The sequence below is a fragment of the Zhihengliuella salsuginis genome (genome assembly GCF_014651715.1).
Lineage (GTDB): Bacteria > Actinomycetota > Actinomycetes > Actinomycetales > Micrococcaceae > Zhihengliuella > Zhihengliuella salsuginis.
Map to the genome: position 1 here is coordinate 134,631 of NZ_BMXK01000004.1, position 16,345 is coordinate 150,975.

Annotated in this window: 13 protein-coding genes; 6 read left to right on the top strand and 7 right to left on the bottom strand. The window is 72.8% G+C overall.

All coding sequences use genetic code 11. From position 1 onward, the window contains the following. Window positions 1–3: 3 nt before the first annotated feature. Genes IE069_RS05580 through IE069_RS05590 form a run of 3 tightly spaced genes read left to right on the top strand, consistent with a single transcriptional unit; the run spans window position 4 to window position 3,981 of the window. Window positions 4–1,845 (top strand): tetratricopeptide repeat protein, encoded by a 1,842-nt coding sequence (locus IE069_RS05580; RefSeq protein ID WP_189349133.1) that lies wholly within the window; start codon window positions 4–6, stop codon window positions 1,843–1,845. After that, window positions 1,842–3,293 carry a sensor histidine kinase gene (locus IE069_RS05585; RefSeq protein ID WP_189349134.1) on the top strand — a complete coding sequence of 484 codons (1,452 nt, stop codon included), beginning with the start codon at window positions 1,842–1,844 and terminating at the stop codon, window positions 3,291–3,293. Before IE069_RS05580 ends, IE069_RS05585 begins: the two co-directional genes overlap by 4 nt. A gap of 13 nt (window positions 3,294–3,306) precedes the next feature. After that, the gene (locus IE069_RS05590; protein WP_189349135.1) at window positions 3,307–3,981 is read left to right on the top strand and encodes a response regulator transcription factor; all 675 of its coding nucleotides are present in this window, start codon (window positions 3,307–3,309) and stop codon (window positions 3,979–3,981) included. Here the strand turns inward: IE069_RS05590 and IE069_RS05595 are convergent. From IE069_RS05595 to IE069_RS05610, 4 genes are all read right to left on the bottom strand, one after another. Next, complete coding sequence (locus IE069_RS05595) at window positions 3,978–4,481, bottom strand: hypothetical protein (RefSeq protein ID WP_189349136.1); 504 nt, start codon at window positions 4,479–4,481, stop codon at window positions 3,978–3,980. The two genes, IE069_RS05590 and IE069_RS05595, sit on opposite strands and share 4 nt — an antisense overlap. 115 nt (window positions 4,482–4,596) lie before the next feature. Beyond that, window positions 4,597–5,865 (bottom strand): aminoglycoside phosphotransferase family protein, encoded by a 1,269-nt coding sequence (locus tag IE069_RS05600; RefSeq protein WP_189349137.1) that lies wholly within the window; start codon window positions 5,863–5,865, stop codon window positions 4,597–4,599. A 34-nt stretch (window positions 5,866–5,899) separates the two neighbouring features. Continuing rightward, window positions 5,900–6,634: a hypothetical protein gene (locus IE069_RS05605; RefSeq protein WP_189349138.1), complete on the bottom strand. Its 735-nt coding sequence runs from the start codon at window positions 6,632–6,634 to the stop codon at window positions 5,900–5,902. Between the two features lie 233 nt (window positions 6,635–6,867). Next, complete coding sequence (locus IE069_RS05610) at window positions 6,868–7,482, bottom strand: GNAT family N-acetyltransferase (RefSeq protein WP_189349139.1); 615 nt, start codon at window positions 7,480–7,482, stop codon at window positions 6,868–6,870. Window positions 7,483–7,523: 41 nt separating this feature from the next. Here IE069_RS05610 and IE069_RS05615 point away from each other — a divergent pair, with 41 nt between their 5' ends. The 3 genes from IE069_RS05615 (at window position 7,524) to IE069_RS05625 (ending at window position 9,237) form a co-directional block, all read left to right on the top strand. After that, the gene (locus tag IE069_RS05615) at window positions 7,524–8,147 is read left to right on the top strand and encodes a 5-formyltetrahydrofolate cyclo-ligase (RefSeq protein WP_189349140.1); all 624 of its coding nucleotides are present in this window, start codon (window positions 7,524–7,526) and stop codon (window positions 8,145–8,147) included. Window positions 8,148–8,189: 42 nt separating this feature from the next. Next, complete coding sequence (locus IE069_RS05620) at window positions 8,190–8,411, top strand: FmdB family zinc ribbon protein (protein ID WP_189349141.1); 222 nt, start codon at window positions 8,190–8,192, stop codon at window positions 8,409–8,411. 94 nt (window positions 8,412–8,505) lie between these two features. Continuing rightward, window positions 8,506–9,237, top strand: coding sequence for an RcpC/CpaB family pilus assembly protein (locus tag IE069_RS05625; RefSeq protein ID WP_189349142.1), 732 nt, complete (start codon window positions 8,506–8,508; stop codon window positions 9,235–9,237). Window positions 9,238–9,239: 2 nt separating this feature from the next. Here IE069_RS05625 and IE069_RS05630 read toward each other — a convergent pair whose 3' ends face one another. The 3 genes from IE069_RS05630 to IE069_RS15725 all read right to left on the bottom strand — a co-directional run bounded on the left by IE069_RS05630 (window position 9,240) and on the right by IE069_RS15725 (window position 16,291). After that, entirely contained in the window at window positions 9,240–13,094 is a 3,855-nt protein-coding gene (locus IE069_RS05630; RefSeq protein ID WP_229790971.1) for a DUF4011 domain-containing protein, read from the bottom strand. 198 nt (window positions 13,095–13,292) lie between these two features. Next, complete coding sequence (gene guaA / locus IE069_RS05635) at window positions 13,293–14,879, bottom strand: glutamine-hydrolyzing GMP synthase (protein WP_189349144.1); 1,587 nt, start codon at window positions 14,877–14,879, stop codon at window positions 13,293–13,295. 50 nt (window positions 14,880–14,929) lie between these two features. Further along, window positions 14,930–16,291: an SURF1 family cytochrome oxidase biogenesis protein gene (locus tag IE069_RS15725; protein ID WP_189349145.1), complete on the bottom strand. Its 1,362-nt coding sequence runs from the start codon at window positions 16,289–16,291 to the stop codon at window positions 14,930–14,932. Window positions 16,292–16,345: the final 54 nt, after the last annotated feature.

Sequence of the window (16,345 nt, forward strand, 5' to 3'; positions counted from 1 at the left end):
ACCGTGTCCGCGTTGACCGACCGCCTGAACCGCATCCTCCACAGCGTCCCGGCGCACCCGCTCGGCACGCCCGAGTCCGCGGCCGGCTGCCTCGACCTCGCGTACGAGCGCGCCTACGCCGAGGACCACGCGGGCGCCATCCGCTCCATCACGGCCGGCCTCGAACTCCCGGAGTCGGACCCGTCCACGCGCCTGTCCCTCTGGGGCGCCATGGCGTCGATCCGCCACCTCAGCGGGGACGACGACGGCGCCCGCCGGGCCGCCGACGCCCGCCTGTCGCTGCTGCGCTCGGCGGGCTGGGACCACCAGGCCGACATGGAGGCCGACCTCGGGTCCCTGCTCTTCCGCGAGGCGACGGAGACCGAGATGCCGCTGCTCGAGGCCGCCCTGCTCACGCACGGCGACGCGGGCGCGCCGGAACACGTCCTCGCGGACATCAAGCTGGCCCTCGCCGTCGCACTGCACTCCTCCGGGAACGAGGCGGCGCTGGAGGCGCTGGAGTGGTGCGCGGACGTGTACCACGCGGCCGGGAGGCCGGAGTCGGAGGGCGGCGCCCTGCTGTACCTGGCCCATGCGCGTGCGACGGCCGGTGAAACGGACGTCGCCGTCGCCGTGGCCGACCGCCTGCTCGAGCTGGACCTGAACCGGGCCATGAAGGCCGCCGTCTGGATGGTCAAGGCCACGGCCAACAGCGAGCGCGGCCACGCGATCGAGGCCGAGGGCTGCGCCTTGGAGGCGCTGGACCTCTACTCGGGGGCCGGGGTGCGCAAGGGCGCCGTCTCGGCGGCGGCCGCCGTCGCCCAGCTGGCGGCGCTGTCGGCCGACCACGACGCGGCGATCCTGGCCTGGAAGATCGCCATCCAGCAGGCCGAGCGCGGCGAATTCGAGGAGACGTGGGCACTGCGCCTGGCGCTGGCGCACCAGCTGCTGGACGCCGAAGAGCACCTGCTCGCCGAGGAGGTGCTGGAGGCCCTCGTCGACCGGCTGGGCGCGTTCGGCCGGGTGACGGAGCGGGCGCGGGCGCTCGTGTCGCTCGGGCACAGCCTGCGCCACCAGGAGCGGTTCGACGAGGCGCTGGCGATGTGGCGGGAGGCCGCCGGGACGTTCGAGGAGGCAGGGCTCCCGGGCGAGGCGGCACGCACGCTCCTGGCCCTGGCCACCCTCGTCTCGCACGAGGGCGATCCCGCCGAGGCGCGCGGGCACTACCAGCGGGCCGTGGACCTCGCCCGGGACGCCGAGTCGGATCCCGCGGCGCTGCCGACGGCCCTGCACGCGCTCGGGCACGCATTGTGCGAGGAGAAGGACGTCGACGGGCTGGGCGCGCTGGACGAGGCGATCCGGCTCGCCGACGACCACGGCGCCGACTGGCATTCGGCGGACTTCCGCGACACCCACGCCCGGTGCGCGTGGATGCTCGGCGACGGGCGGCGCGCGGTGGCCGAGGCGCTGGACGCCGCGGACCGGTTCCGGACCGTGTCCGACGCGGACGCCGCAGGCAACGCGGAGCTCTTCGCCGCCCACGTGCTGACCGAGTCGAAGCGGCTCGACGAGGCCGCCGCGCTCTACCGCCTGATCAGCTCGGACCACGCCGACAGCGTCGCGCACGTCAACGCCGCGCAGCGCGGCCTGGCCGACGTCCTCGACGAGCAGGGCCTGGCCCTGCAGGCCGCCGAGGCCCGCGAGACAGCCCAGCGGGTCGTGGACGAGGCCCTGGACGGCGCCGAGGACGCCGCCCACGGCGTCCTCGCCGCGGAGGAGGCCATCGGCCGCGAGGACGACGCCGGCCCGTCCGACGGCGGGCGGCGGCGCGACGAGGACGAGCCGGAAGAGCCCCGCGAGTCATGACGAGGCGGTGGGTCGCGCAACTGCGGGGCGCCTCGGTGCGCACGCGCATCATGGTGGCCCTCGTCGCGCTGTCCGGCCTGACGCTCGCGATCGCGGGCACGGCGAACTACCTCGTCCAGCGCGGCGACCTGCACGCGCAGATCGACGATTCGCTGCAGCGCGAGGTGCGGGAGTTCCGCGCCCTCGCGCAGACGGGGCTCAACCCCGACACCGGCGAGGCCTTCACCTCGGCCGACGAACTGACCTACCTCGCCATCCAGCGCTCGTCCCCCGAGGAGAACGAGGGCGTCCTCGTCCTGCAGGACGGGGCCGTGCGGTGGAGCGCCCCCGAGCCGGTCCCGGTGCGGTTGGAGGCCGACGCCGAGCTGGTCCGGCAGTTGCTCGCGCGGCCGGAGACGGACCGCGTCGAGGTGAGCACCGTCCAGACGTCGACGGCGTCCTACCGGGCGGCGGTCGTGCCCGTCCAGCTCGCCGACGACCCCTCCCCCGCCCGCCTCGTCCTGGCCTTCGACCTCGATCAGGAGCTGGGCGAGCTCCACCGCAACGTCGGGATCTGGGCCGCGGCCGGGGCGATCGCGCTGGCCGTCAGCGCGGCCGTCTCGTTCGGACTGCTCCGGACGCTGCTCCAGCCGCTGCACGCGCTGCGCAGCACGGCCGCCGCCATCAGCGCGGACGACCTCGACGAGCGGCTCGCGGTCGACGGCAACGACGACCTCGCGGACCTGTCGGAGACGTTCAACAGCATGCTCGACCGGCTGCAGGACGCGCTCGCCTCGCAGCGCCAGCTGCTCAAGGACGTCGGGCACGAGCTGCGCACGCCGGTCGCGATCCTGCAGGGCCACCTGGAGCTGCAGGACGCCGACGATCCCGACGACGTCCGCCAGACCCAGTCGCTGGCGCTCGACGAGCTGTCGCGGATGACCCTGCTCATCGACGACCTGTCGACCCTGGCCTCCGCGGACCGCGACGACTTCGTCCAGCCGCGGCCGACGGACGTCGATGCCCTCATGGCCGACGTCCTCGACAAGGCCTCGGGCCTCGGCGACCGCGACTGGGCACTCGTCGGCTCCACGTCCGCGAAGGCCTCGCTCGACCCCTACCGGATCACGCAGGCCCTGCTGCAGCTGTGTCAGAACGCAGTGAAGTTCTCGGAGTCCGGATCCGCGGTGGTCATCGGCTCCGAGGTCGCCGCCGAGCCCGCAGCGGCGGGCGGGGAACGACGTCGTACGCTGCGCCTCTGGGTGCGCGATGCCGGGATCGGCATCGCCGAGGACGACGTCGAGTCGATCTTCGACCGCTTCTCCCGCGGACGCAACGGCAGCCGGGCCGAGGGCTCGGGGCTGGGGCTGACGATCGTGCGCGCCATCTGCGAGGGCCACGGAGGACACATCACCGTCGCTTCGACCAGGAATGTCGGAACGGTCTTTACGCTGGAGGTACCGATCTGACAAGGAGCAACGAGTGAGCCAGATTCTGATCATCGAGGACGAGCCGCGCATCAGCGCGTTCGTCTCGAAGGGACTGCGCTCGGCGGGATTCCACCCGGCCGTGGCCTCGAGCGGCAACGAGGGGCTCAGCCTCGCCATGACCGGGGATTTCGAACTCGTCCTGCTGGACGTCGGCCTGCCGGACATCGACGGCTTCGAAGTCCTCCGCCAGCTCCGCGACGGGCGCAACGACGTCCCCGTCATCATGCTCACGGCCCGCACCGGGCTCGACGACACCCTGGCGGGCCTCGGCGGCGGGGCCGACGACTACCTCGCCAAGCCGTTCCGGTTCGAGGAGCTCATCGCCCGGATCCGGCTCCGGCTGCGGCCGGCGGCGAACGGGGCCAGCGTCGCCCAGGAGCAGGAGAACACGCTCAGCCACAACGGCTTCCGGCTGGACCTGCGGGCCCGCAAGGCGGAGGTCGACGGCCGGAGCATCGACCTCTCGGCGCGCGAGTTCGCCCTTGCCGAGGCCTTCCTGCGCAACGCGGGCCAGGTCCTCAGCCGCGAGCAGCTGCTCTCGCGCGTGTGGGGGTACGACTTCGACCCCGGCTCCAACGTCGTGGACGTCTACGTGCGGTATCTGCGCAACAAGCTCGGCTCGTCCCGCATCGAGACGGTCCGCGGGGCCGGGTACCGGTTGGGCTAGTCCTCGTCGCCGTCCACGTCGTCGTCGTCGCGGTCGTCATCGTCGTGGTCGTCGCGGTCGTCGTCCGGGGCCTCGGGGGTGGCCGGCTGGACCGTGGTCTCCCGTGTCGGCTCCGCCTCCCGCGTGGCCGGGGAGGGCGCCCGGGTCGTGGCTGGTGCGGGTTCGGCCGGGGCGGGCGTGGCCTCCGGTTCGGTCTCCTCCGGTCTGGTCTCCACCGGGTCGGGGCGCGGCGAGTCCGCCGACTCACCACTCGAGCCTCCGGAGCCGCCGGAGCTGCCGGAGCCACCGGAGCCGCCGGCCTCCTCGACCGGTTCGCCGGTCGGAGCGGACGACGCCGGGGCGGGCGACGAGGCCCCGGCCGAGCCGCCGGCGGGGTCGACCTCGATGACGCCCCGCCCGAGGTCCTGCTCGGCTCCGATCATCTCGCCGGCCACGACGGCGCCGCCGCCCGCGATGATGAGTCCCATGGCCGCGGCCATGGCCCAGGCCTTCGTCTTCACGGTCTACCTCCAGCTCGTCGTGTCCCGGCCGCTCCGCCGCCGTCGTCCCAGCATGGCGGACCGGCATGAGACGCGGAGGAGACCGAGATGAGAGTCCTCTCATCTCCGCGGGCCGTCAGGACGGAACACGCGCGAGCAGCCGCTCGGCGGCCTCGAGGCGGCCCAACGCCGCCGGGACCCACTCGTCGCCCTGCCCGGGGACCCTCGCGCCGGCGACGAGCGAGACGGCCACGCCGGCCGCGCTCCCCCACAGCGCGCGCGGGTCGCACCGCTGCTCGAAGACCTTGCCGAAGTGGTCCAGGGCCTCGCCGATGTAGACGTAGCGGGGGTCGACGGCGGGGAGGACCGCCACGTGCCCGAGCAGGCAGGCGAGGTCGTCGGCGCGGCGGCCCGGCCCCACGTTGTCGACGTCGAGCAGCCCGACCAGCCGGTTCTCCTCCATGAGCAGGTTCGCCTCGTAGAAGTCGCCGTGCGTGGGCACGATGGGGCCGCGGTCGGCCGCCTCGAGCGCCGCCTGCACGCCGCGCTCGAGCTCGTCGATCCGGTAGGCGGCCTGAGGCAGGGCGGTGCGCGCGGCGCTCGCGTAGCGGTCCACGCGGTCGGCCCACGCGGGGCGGTGCGGCAGGTCGACGACGGCCGCCGGCATCCGGTCCAGGAGCCCGACCAGGACGTTCGGATCCAGGCTCCGGCCGCCGTCGTGCATGATCAGGCGCGAGAGCGACGCCCCGGAGAGCTCGGCGAAGGCGGCGACGCCGTCCTCGTGGTGGGCGAGCACCTCGGGCACGGGCAGGCCCGCGGCGGCGAGGATGCGGCTGCGCTCGACGAGCTCCCCGGCGAGGTCCGGACGCATGACCTTCAGGTAGATCGCCCGTTCGGTCAGCTCGGGCTCGTCCCGGGCGAACGAGGCCCGCAGCACGGCGCGGCGCAGCGGGCGGTAGGCGACGGTCTCGAGATGGGTGAGGCGGTCGCCGTCCCCGAACGCGGCCTCGGCGCGCTCCGGGATGGCGGCGGAGGCCAGACCGGGCAGCTTGGGGTCGCGGGGGTGGCGCCAGACCGAGACGACGAGCTCGTCGAACCCCTGCGGGGCCACCTCGTACCCGGGGATGCGCAGCTGGGTGTAGGGCGTGGCGCCGAGGTCGTCGGCGACGGGCCCGGGCAGATTCTCCGTGGTGAGGCCGACGAACCCGCTGCCGTCGCGCAGGGAGTAGAGGGCGCTGATGCCCGCCCCCGGGCGGTGCTGCAGCTGGACCTGGGTCGGCTGCAGCGTGTCGTAGCTGCTCGGATCCATCCCGAGCCCGGACGCGATGAGCCGGCCGGCGTGGTCGTTGACGAAGGCGAGCTGGCGCTCCTCAGGCCAGCGTCTCGCTGCGTCCGGGGAGCCCATGCTCACATGCCTTCGGTTCCGGCGTTCGCGACCGTCAGGCGCCGCGGCGGCGCTGGAGGACGTCGTCGAGGTTGATGCGGCCCGCGGCCTGCGCGTGCTGGATGCCCGGTGCGGCGGCGACCGGCTCGGCGGCGGCGGAGGACTTAGCCCGGGTGTCGGCCAGGATGCTCTTGACGTTCACCGGCTTCTTCTCCTCGGGGCGCTGCAGCGGGGCCGGCTCGGGCCGCGTCGCCTTGTCGGCGTCGACGTAGGTCGGCCTCGGGACGGCGACCGGCTCCCAGGTGCGGCTCTGCTCGAGGGCGCCGGTGGTGGCCACGGGACGCTGCGCGTTCTCCCTGGCGGCGACGCGGCGGGCTTCGGCCCGCAGCTCCTGGACCGTGAGCTGGCGCTCGGTCTCGCCCGATCCCGGCTGCGCGTCGAAGACGTCGGAGCTGCCGTGGACCGGCTCCTCGGCGGCGACGATGCCGGCCACGGCGGCCATGGCGTCGCTGTAGGTGCGGTTGATGCGCTCCAGGACGCGGCGGCGGCGGTCGCGCACCGCGAGCGAGCGCAGCGACACGAAGGAACCGGCGAAGACCGCCGCGGCGGCCAGCGGCCACAGCCCGGAGACGACGCCGAACGGGGCCAGCAGAACCGTGACGACGAAAGCGCCCAGCGCGGCCACGCCGACGAGGGCGAGGCCGAGGCGCCCGTAGCGCACGCGGAGTCGTCCCTGGGTCGCCTGAGTCTGGCGCTGCTGCTGGGTCTCGCGCGGTTCAGTCGAGTTCATTGGGAGTCCTCCCGGTGCTGGCCGTGCCGGCCGTGCGGGTCGGTATTGTACGTTTTCAGTGCCGCCGGATGGTGGTAGCGGCAGTGCGGACGCCGGCTGCCACCTGCGACCACACACCTGACGTTACGTCGGGATGCAGAGCTGACCTCGGATTACTCGCGGTGTGTCTGCCACGAAACTCACATCGATGTGCTTTATCTCGCACAGCCGCGGCACGCCGGGCGCCCGGGACGCTACCCGAACGCGCCGAGCCGGGCCTCGAAACCGTGCTTGACCTCGTCCTTCGTCAGCGCGAACGTCCGGTGGTCCGCCCACTGCCCGTCGATGTGCAGGAACTGCGCCCTGACCCCCTCGTCGCGGAAGCCGAGCTTCTCGACAACCCTCAGGCTGGGGGCGTTCTCGGGACGGATGTTGACCTCGATGCGGTGCAGGCCCAGTTCGTCGAAGCAGAAGTCGCCGGCCAGGGCGACGGCCCGGGGCACGATCCCCTGGCCCGCCCGCGAGCTGTCGATCCAGTAGCCGATGGAGCAGCTCTTCGCCGACCCCCAGGTGATGGTCGAGACCGTCAGCTGGCCGGCGATGACGGGCTTCGCCACCCGCGGGTCCCGCACCGCGATCACCCACGGCAGCGCCTGCGCCGAACGGGCCTGCCGGTTCAGCGAGCGCACCATCTCCCGGAAGGACGGCATGCGCCCGGCGTCCGGCTGGGTCGCCTCCCACCGGCGCAGCCAGTCGGCGTTCCGGCGGCGCGCGGCGCTCCACTCGGCGTGGTCGCCCCGCCGCAGCGGGCGCAGCACGATGTCTCCGGATTCGAGCGTGGCCGGCCACCACGGGGCAAGACGTGACATGGTCAAAAGCATATGCGCATCCGCCCCGCTACGATGACCTCATGAACGAGGATCCCCAACCGGTCGCACCGCAGGTCAAGGACGAGGTCCGCCGCGTGTGGCGGCGCAGGCGCCGCGAGCTGCCCGCCCCGGAGCGCTCGCGCCAGATGGGGGCCGTCGCCGAGGAGCTGCGCGCGTGGATCGCCGAACGCCCGCAGCCGGTCACGGTCGCCGCCTACCTCTCCTACGGCGCCGAGCCGTCGCTGGAGCCCCTGCTGGAGTCCCTGCACGACGACGGCGCCCGCCTGATCGTGCCCGTCTGCCTCCCGGAGCGGCAGCTGGGGTGGGTTCAGTGGTTCCCGGGGGTCGCGGTGGCGAGGTCCGCGGTCGCCCCCATCGACGAGCCCGTGGGGCACCGGGGCGGGGTGGAGGCGGCGGCCGCGGCCGACGTCGTGCTGGTTCCGGCGCAGGCCGTCGACCAGCGCGGGGCGCGCCTGGGGCAGGGCGGCGGCTACTACGACCGGTTCATCGCCGCGCTGCGCGGCCGCCCGGAGGCGCCTCCCCCGCTGCTCGCCGTCGTCTACGAGCACGAGCTCGCGACCGCCGGCACCGTCCCGACCGGGCCCCAGGACCAGCCGGTCGACGGGGTTGTGACGTCCCGCGGCATCGGGTGGTTCGCGCGGTGATAGAATTGGCAGTCGAACCAATCGAGTGCTAGAAGGAAGTTCATGCCTACTTACGCATACGCCTGCAAGGACTGCGGCAGCGAGTTCGACGTCTTCCAGTCGTTCAGCGAGGACTCGCTGACCACGTGCGAGGGCTGCGCGGGCACCCTGCGCAAGAAGTTCAACGTCGCCGGGGTGACGTTCAAGGGGTCGGGCTTCTACCACACCGATTCGCGCGCCGCCGCCTCCACGTCCTCGTCCTCGTCCTCCGAGGCGACAAGCTAGGACTCTCCGTCCACAGCCGCTGAATTCCAGGGCGCCGTCCACACTCCGCAGGTGGGCGGCGCTTCCGCGTTCCCCCACGGGTTCTGATGGAGGCATGCGAGAGAAGAGGAACCGGGGCCGGGACCCGGCGGCGGGCGGCTACCGGCGCGGCTGGCGGGACATCGTGGCCCGCTACCGCCGCCCCGCGGCCGTGGCGCTGACCGCGCTGGCGGTCGCCTGCGGATTGAGCGCGGTGGCACCGGAGGCGGCGCCGACCGTCGAGATCGAGGTGAGCACCCGCGACCTGCCGGCCGGTCGCCTGCTCGAGCCGGGCGACGTCGAGCGTCGCGACGTCCAGGTGGCGGCGCTGCCGCCCCGGGTCGCGCGCGGGCACGACGACGGGGCGGGGGTGGTCGGCCAGCAGCTGGCGATCGCCGCGACGGCCGGGACGCCGCTGCACGAGGGGCTGCTCGTGGGCGAGCACCTGCTGGCCGGCACCGCGCCGGGGACCGTGGCCGTGCCGCTGCAGCCGGCCGACACGGAGACGCTCTCGCTGCTCTCCCCCGGCCTGCACGTCGACGTCGTCCTCAGCGAGGGGAACGGCTACGAACGGCCCGTCGAATCACGGCGGATCGCACGGGCGGTCCCCATCCTCTGGGTGCCGTCCTCGGCGGGAGGCGGCCTGTTGGACCCGGCCGCGGGGCCGGGCGGGCCGCAGGCCACCGTCGTCGTCGCCGCGTCCGCCGAACAGGCCGGGGCCCTGGCCGGTGCGGCGAGCCGGGGGCGGCTGCAGCTCCTGCTCGTCGCGCCGGGGCGCGATGCGGCGGAAACGGAACCGGGCCGGTGAGCTCAGCCCCAGTGCGGCGGGCGCTGCTCCCGCAGCCAGCCGTCGCGGTCCTCGGAGCCGTCGCCCCAGGACTGCGGGTCGTCCTCCCCCGCCTTCTGCGGCAGGACCGGGTCGGTGAACAGGGTCGGCTTCTGGGCGCGGCGGCCGGAGGGCCGCTGGTCGCCGGATGCTGGATTCGTCATGGTGTCCTCGTCGGAGCCGGACAGGTTCAGGTAGTCGCCGAGGGCGTTGGCGATGCGGCCGGGGTCGCTGAAGACGTCGATCGTCCAGAGCGGGACGTAGCGCCATCCCATCGACTCGAGCAGCTGCGGGCGCAGGCGCGAGCGCTGCCTGACGGTCAGCTTCCGGTAGGAGTCCGTCCCGTCGGAGACGACGGCCAGCGGCGGGATCAGCGCAGCGTCGCCGTCGTCGCCCGCCGGGGCCTGGATGGCCAGGTCGAGCTCGTCACGGTACCGCTGCTTGACCGTCGCGCCGCGCTCGACGAGGCGGTTGCGCAGGTCGGCCACGAGGGGGTCCTCGAGCGGGGCGTCCTCCTGCCCCGCTTCCGGGTCCGGCAGCATCGCGCGCTCGACGACGTCCATCAGGCAGGCGGCCCCGCCCGTCACGCGGGACAGGTCGAGGTCCTCCGGCCGGACGGCCGTGACGATGGTCAGCAGCTCGCGCGACCGCGTGAGACCGGAAGCTACCAGGTGGTCGCCCTCGGGGCCGGAGAGCGCGCCGAAGTCGTGCACGGCCTTCCCGTGCGGGGTGCGGCCGTAGCCGAGCGCGAAGATGACCGCGTCGCGGACGACCGACTTCGAGCGCTCGATCGTCGAGACCTGGAACTTCTCCGCGTCCCGGGCGAAGAACTCCGCAGCCCACGGGTAGTTGGGCAGCTGGACCTGGATGGCCTCGGCGATCCGCGCGGCGTGCCGCTGGTTGGATGCGACCACGGCCAGGGACATCTGCGGGCGGCGCCGGATGTGCGAGAAGACGAGGTCGGCCACCAGCCGCACTTCGCCGACGGTGCTCTCGACGGCCTCGGCGCCCGTGCCGGGCAGGCCGGTGCCGTCGTGGACGTACTCGACGGTGAGCGCCGGTTTCGCTGCGGAGAGGGTGCGGGCCACGGGCAGCCGGTGCAGCTCCGCGTCGTAGTAGGCGGCTCCGAGGATCTCGGTCAGCGCCTCGTCGACCCCGCGGTACACGGTGGTGAGCCGGCGCCTCGGGAGCACCCGGGACAGCGCCGCGAAGGTGCCGACCGGCCGCTTCGGCACGCGCAGGGAGGCCGTCGGGTCCACGGAGACGCTGAAGCTCTTCGGGCCGCCGAGGCCCTCGTCGCCGAAGGCCACGACCTGGGGTGCACGGCTGATGGCCCCGATCGCGCTGCGCAGCGACAGGGCGTCCGCGTCCAGGAGCAGCACGGCGTCGAACTTCGTCTCCGCCGGGACCACCGACGGGATCATGAGCGGCGAACCGACCCAGACGGGGACCAGCGAGTTGATCAGGGGTGCGCCGAACCCGGCCAGGGTCTCGACGCTCGGCTGCCCGTCCTTGAGCAGCCCCTTGAGCTCGCGGCTGCCGGCGCGGTGGTCACCGAGGGCGGCCTTCCAGCGCTGCGCCAGCTTCCAGTTCAGGCGGGACGCGCCCGAGGCGATGTGCGTGTTGTCGGCGAGCCGGTACTCGGCCTCCAGCTGACGGAGCTGGTTGCCGTCGGACATGGCCAGGTAGTCGTCGCCGCTGATCATGGCCTCGAGGACGGACTGCCACCAGGCGAGCTCGAGCTCGTGCCCCACCTCGCTGGCCGGGACCTCGCGCTGGCGCAGGTCGTCCATGAGCTCGGCCAGGCCGGACTCGGTCAACTGCTCGATCAGCAGCGTCCGCTCGGGCAGCGTCGAGAGGGCCTCGTGGTCCTCGACCAGCCCCTTGACGTGCCGGACGACCTCGCCGATCTCGCGGTCCACGAGGGACCGGGAGCCCTTGCCGGTGCCCATGACGCGGTCGAGCGCCTGCAGCCTCCGGTACGTGGTGTTGTAGTCCCGGTTGATCTCCAGCAGCCCGCTGGGGACGGTCGGGTGCCGCTGGCTGGTGGCGTAGCTCTTCCACGCCTCGCGCTGCTGCTGCACCTCCTGCAGGGAGGTGTGCAGGTCGGCGATGTGCACGCCGGGGCGGATGTACTCCTTGGCGACGCGGCGCAGCCGGCTGCGCGTCACGGAACCGAGCTCGATGCCGCGCTCCTTGCGCCACGAGGACGGGGCGGTGGCCGCGATGAGGTCGTCCACGTCCCGGTCGAAGATGTCGGATTCGAACTTGTCGAGGCTCTCGCGCACGGCGACGAGCAGCTCCAGCTGCTCGCCCCACAGGGCGAACGTCGGGCCCAGCTTGATCTGCGAGTACTCGGCGCCCTTCTGCATCTTCTCGCGCAACGGGGCCAGTTCCTCGTCGAGCCGGGTGGCCAGCTCGTAGGCCTCGTCGGCCTCGCGGGTGTTCCGCAGGCGCGCTCCGAACCAGGGGCTGTCGGCCGCCTTGCGGGTGAAGGCCCCGATCTCCGCTGCGCGGCGCAGCTTGGCGCTGCTCTCGTGGCGGGTCACGATCGAGTCCAGGACGGAGCGCTTCAGGCGCACGGCGGTCGCCGGCGCCGGCAGCATCGAGGTCAGCCGGGCGAGCTCCTGCATGGCCTGGTACGGCGAGCAGCCCCAGCGCTCGCGCTCGTTGTGAAGCGACCGGACGTGGTCCAGCAGGGCGTGCCGGTGCCGCTTGAGCGTCTCGTGCAGCTTCTCGAGGCGTGGTTCGGTGGCGCGCTCGTTGCGCAGGATCGACTTGGTCAGCTGGCGGCGCAGGGTTTCCGCGTCGATCTCGGGGGCGAGACGCAGCGCCAGGCTGCCGAGGCCCAGCTGCTCGAGCCGGTCCGCGAACTCCGAGGCGGTCTGCCGGCGCTCGGCGACGACGAGGACGCGCTTGCCCTGCCCGGCCAGGAGCGCCGCGGCGTTGACGGCCGTCTGGGTCTGGCCGGTGCCGGGCGGGGCCGAAACGGCGACGGACTCGCCGGCCTCGACGAGGTCGAGGACCTCCTGCTGGCTGGCGTCGGCGTCGAGGACGAGCAGCTCGTCCGCGGGATCGCGATCGTCGCTGCTGAGCACCTTCACATCGGGTTCGGCGACCGGCCGTGCCGGGGAAGTGGAGTCGTTGCCGTGCTCGGCGAGCAGCCGCGAGACCACGGGGTGCTCCGGGTCGATGTGGTCCGGGTCGGCCGGGTCGGCGACGTCGGCGAAGGTGGAGACGAGGAGGCGGTGCTCGACCACGGCACCCGGCATGTCCGAGAGCTGGCGGCGCAGCTCGTCCATCCCCTGGCGGGGGTCGAAGCGCGCCGTCATGTAGGCGGCGCCGTAGAGCGCGTCGACGTCGATCTCGACGCCGTGCTGTTCGGAGAAGTAGCGGACGAGCGCCGGGTTGACCTGGGCGCGGCCGGAGATCTGGACGTCGTAGTCGTCCCGGTCGCGGGCGGCGAGGCTGATGCGCACGAGCATCACGGGGGCGCTGAACTGCTCCGAGCGGCCGTCGACGACCGAGCGCCAGGAGACGACTCCCGCGGCGAGGTAGCCGACGTCGATGCCGCGTTCGTCTGCGAGCTCCTGGATCTTCCCGCGCAGGGCGCGGGCCGTGCGCAGTCCGGGGAGGAACGCCTCCTGGTCGCGCAGCAGCATGGAGAGCCGGGTGCGGCGGCCGGCCATGAACTGGGCCAGGCCGGACGGGTGCGCGTGCGTGACGTCGATGCTGTTGGAGGGCGAACCTGCGAAGCGCAGCAGCGTGTCGGTGCCCGCCCCGGGCCCGAGCTCGTCCAGCCAGTCGGCGATCGCCGGCCCGCTTTCTTCAGTCCCCACCAACGGGTACCGCCTTCCATCGCTTGATTCGCCGCCGTCGCAGAGACCGACGGCCCTTCTAAACTACGTCAGAATCGTCCGGGTTCCGGCGACCGAAACACGCCGGACCCCGCCCGGGATCGCCCCCGGGACGAGAAAACCCCGTTTCCCGGACGGGCGCGAACGCCCGGGCCGGGAAACGGGGTCACCGTGGGGGCTCTACTCCCACTCGATGGTTCCCGGCGGCTTGCTCGTGACGTCGAGCGTGACCCGGTTGACCCCGTCGACCTCGTTCGTGATCCGGTTCGAGATCTTGGCGAGCAGGTCGTACGGCAGGCGCGACCAGTCCGCCGTCATGGCGTCCTCGCTGGAGACGGGGCGCAGCACGATCGGGTGCCCGTAGGTGCGGCCGTCGCCCTGGACGCCGACCGAGCGGACATCGGCCAGCAGGACGACCGGCATCTGCCAGACCTCCTGGTCGAGGCCGGCGGCCGTCAGCTCGGCGCGGGCGATCGCGTCGGCCTTGCGCAGCAGCGTGAGCCGCTCCTCGTTGACCTCGCCGATGATGCGGATGCCCAGGCCGGGGCCCGGGAACGGCTGGCGCTGGACGATCTCGTCCGGCAGGCCCAGCTGGGATCCGACGGAGCGCACCTCGTCCTTGAAGAGGGCGCGCAGCGGCTCGACGAGCTCGAACTGCAGGTCCTCCGGCAGGCCGCCGACATTGTGGTGGCTCTTGATGTTGGCAGCACCCTCGCCGCCGCCGGACTCGACGACGTCCGGGTACAGGGTCCCCTGCACCAGGAAGCTGACGGGCTCGCCCTCCTCCGCGGACTCCTTGACGATCTCGGCCTCGGCGGCCTCGAAGGCGCGGATGAACTCGCGGCCGATGATCTTGCGCTTCTCCTCGGGGTCGGTGACTCCCGAGAGCGCCGACAGGAAGCGCTCCTGCTCGTCGGCGATGTAGAGCTTGGCGCCGGTCGCGGCGACGAAGTCGGTCTCGACCTGCTCGGCCTCGCCCTCGCGCAGCAGGCCGTGGTTCACGAACACGCAGGTGAGCTGGTCGCCGATGGCGCGCTGGACGAGGGCCGCGGCCACCGCCGAGTCGACCCCGCCGGAGAGGCCGCAGATGGCGCGGCCGGAGCCGATCTGCTCGCGGATGCGCTCGACCTGCTCCTCGACGATGTTGCCGGTGGTCCAGTCCGGGGTCAGGCGGGCGCCCTTGAACAGGAAGTTCTCCAGCACGGTCTGGCCGTGGGCGGAGTGCTTGACCTCCGGGTGCCACTGCACGCCGAAGAGCCGGCGCTCCTCGTCCGCGATGGCGGCCACGGGCGCGCCCTCGGACGTGGCGAGGACGTCGAAGCCCTCCGGTGCGCCGAGCACGGAGTCGCCGTGGCTCATCCACACGTTCTGGTCCTCGGGCGTTCCGGCGAGGATCGACCGGGCGTCGCCCGTGGTCTTCACGCCGGTGGAGCCGTATTCGCGCAGGCCCGTCTGGGCGACGTCGCCGCCCATGGCGTTCGACATCGCCTGGAAGCCGTAGCAGATGCCGAGCACCGGGACGCCGGCCTCGAACAGGTCCGCCTCGACCCTGGGGGCGCCCTCGGCGTAGACGCTCGAGGGGCCGCCGGAGAGGATGATCGCCGCCGGTTTCTTGGCGAGGATCTCCCGGGTGGTCATGGTGTGCGGAACGATCTCCGAATACACATTGGCCTCGCGTACGCGGCGCGCGATGAGCTGCGCGTACTGGGCACCGTAGTCGACGACCAGAACCGTCTGATGGTCTGGAGCAGCAGGAACGTTAGTCACGGCATCCACTTTAGTCGACTCACCTCCACTTCATGTTCGCTGTTGCGCCGCTAGTAGCGCTTGACCGATGCGGGGTTGGATTCGATCTCCTGTTGCACCTCCGCGTGGATCTTCGCCTCCACGTAGAACGACAGGAATGGCACGACGCCGCCGAGGGCGATGAAGAGCAGCCGGGAGAACTTCCAGCGCATCAGCATCCAGAGGCGGAAATCACACAATAGGTAGAGGACGTACATCCAACCGTGGGCGATCTGGATGGCCAGGGTGATGTTGAACCCGCCGTCGTACCCGTCGACGGGGACGAAGCCGAGCGTGTTCGCGGTCCCGTCGAAGAGCGTTCCGCCGGCGACGAGCTCGACGCCGAAGCCGTACTTGGCGGTCATCTCCACCACGAGGAGCAGCAGGAAGACGCCGGTGATGTAGGCGGCGGCCTTGAACCAGCCGGCGGCGTTGCGGATCTGCGGGTGCGTCCCGCCGAGCCGGCGCCCGGTCAGCGAGGTCACCGATTCGGGGGCCGCGGAGGACCCGGCCTCCGGGGTCTGTCCTGACGCTGGCGTCGGGGATTCGGACACGGTCTCGCCTTCCGGTAGGGGGTTGGTCGTGCGGCTCAGGGCCTCGGCGCGCCGCTCGCTGCGGTACTCGTCCACGACGAGCCGCGTCCAGAGGAAGAACGCGAAGGCGGCGAAGACGGCCCACTCGATGCCGTAGAAGATGTTCAGCCAGTTGGTCTGCGGTTCGGACGGCTGCGGCGCCACCCAGACGGGCTCGAGGTCGTCGGCCATGGCGTCGGCCCCGGCGGCCGTCTCGGCGTCGAACGCGACGACGAATCCGCTGTAGGAGTCGACGTCCCAGATGTTGATGAGCTCGGCGATGGAGAGCGCGTCGAGGACCCCGTCGCGGTGGTCGCCGGCCCGCGGCGTCTCGGTCGGCAGCAGCCGTCCGGTCACGGTCACCTCGTTCGACGGCGGTGCGGCGGCGGGGCGTCCGTCCTCCTGCCAGCCGCGCACGACGGGGATGACGACGTCCTCCCCCGCGGCGGCGCCGGAGCCCTCCGGCGCGGTCTCGCCGGCGGGGAGCGGATCCTCCAGCGCCAGCGCGGCGACGACCCAGTGGCCCGGTTCGGCGGCGCCGTCGCCGTCGTCCTGGAGGCGGCCGGAGACCAGCAGCTGGGTGTCCGGGAGGAAGCGGCCGGTGGCCGTGACGATCTGGTCGGCGTCGCCGGCCATCATCGGCCGGTAGGGGCCGAAGTGGCTCGTGAGCTCGACGGGCTCCTCGGTCACGGAGGCCGGCGGCGGCGGGGCCGTCTTGGCGCGGCCGAACTGCCACTGGCTCAGCAGGACGAAGCCTCCGGAGAGCAGGATGGCCAGGAGCAGGGCCAGCAGCCATTTGGGCCTCAGAGCGGTTTTCAGCACCGTCCCAGCCTACTTCGATGCCTTGTAGAAGAGCGAACGGGCCGGCGCTCGGAC

Excerpts from the sequence above, each read along its gene's own strand:
- IE069_RS05600 (WP_189349137.1), bottom strand. The coding sequence starts at position 5,865 with ATGGGCTCCCCGGACGCAGCGAGACGCTGGCCTGAGGAGCGCCAGCTC.
- IE069_RS05615 (WP_189349140.1), top strand. The coding sequence starts at position 7,524 with ATGAACGAGGATCCCCAACCGGTCGCACCGCAGGTCAAGGACGAGGTC.
- IE069_RS05610 (WP_189349139.1), bottom strand. The coding sequence starts at position 7,482 with ATGTCACGTCTTGCCCCGTGGTGGCCGGCCACGCTCGAATCCGGAGAC.
- IE069_RS05605 (WP_189349138.1), bottom strand. The coding sequence starts at position 6,634 with ATGAACTCGACTGAACCGCGCGAGACCCAGCAGCAGCGCCAGACTCAG.
- IE069_RS05620 (WP_189349141.1), top strand. The coding sequence starts at position 8,190 with ATGCCTACTTACGCATACGCCTGCAAGGACTGCGGCAGCGAGTTCGAC.
- IE069_RS05625 (WP_189349142.1), top strand. The coding sequence starts at position 8,506 with ATGCGAGAGAAGAGGAACCGGGGCCGGGACCCGGCGGCGGGCGGCTAC.
- IE069_RS05585 (WP_189349134.1), top strand. The coding sequence starts at position 1,842 with ATGACGAGGCGGTGGGTCGCGCAACTGCGGGGCGCCTCGGTGCGCACG.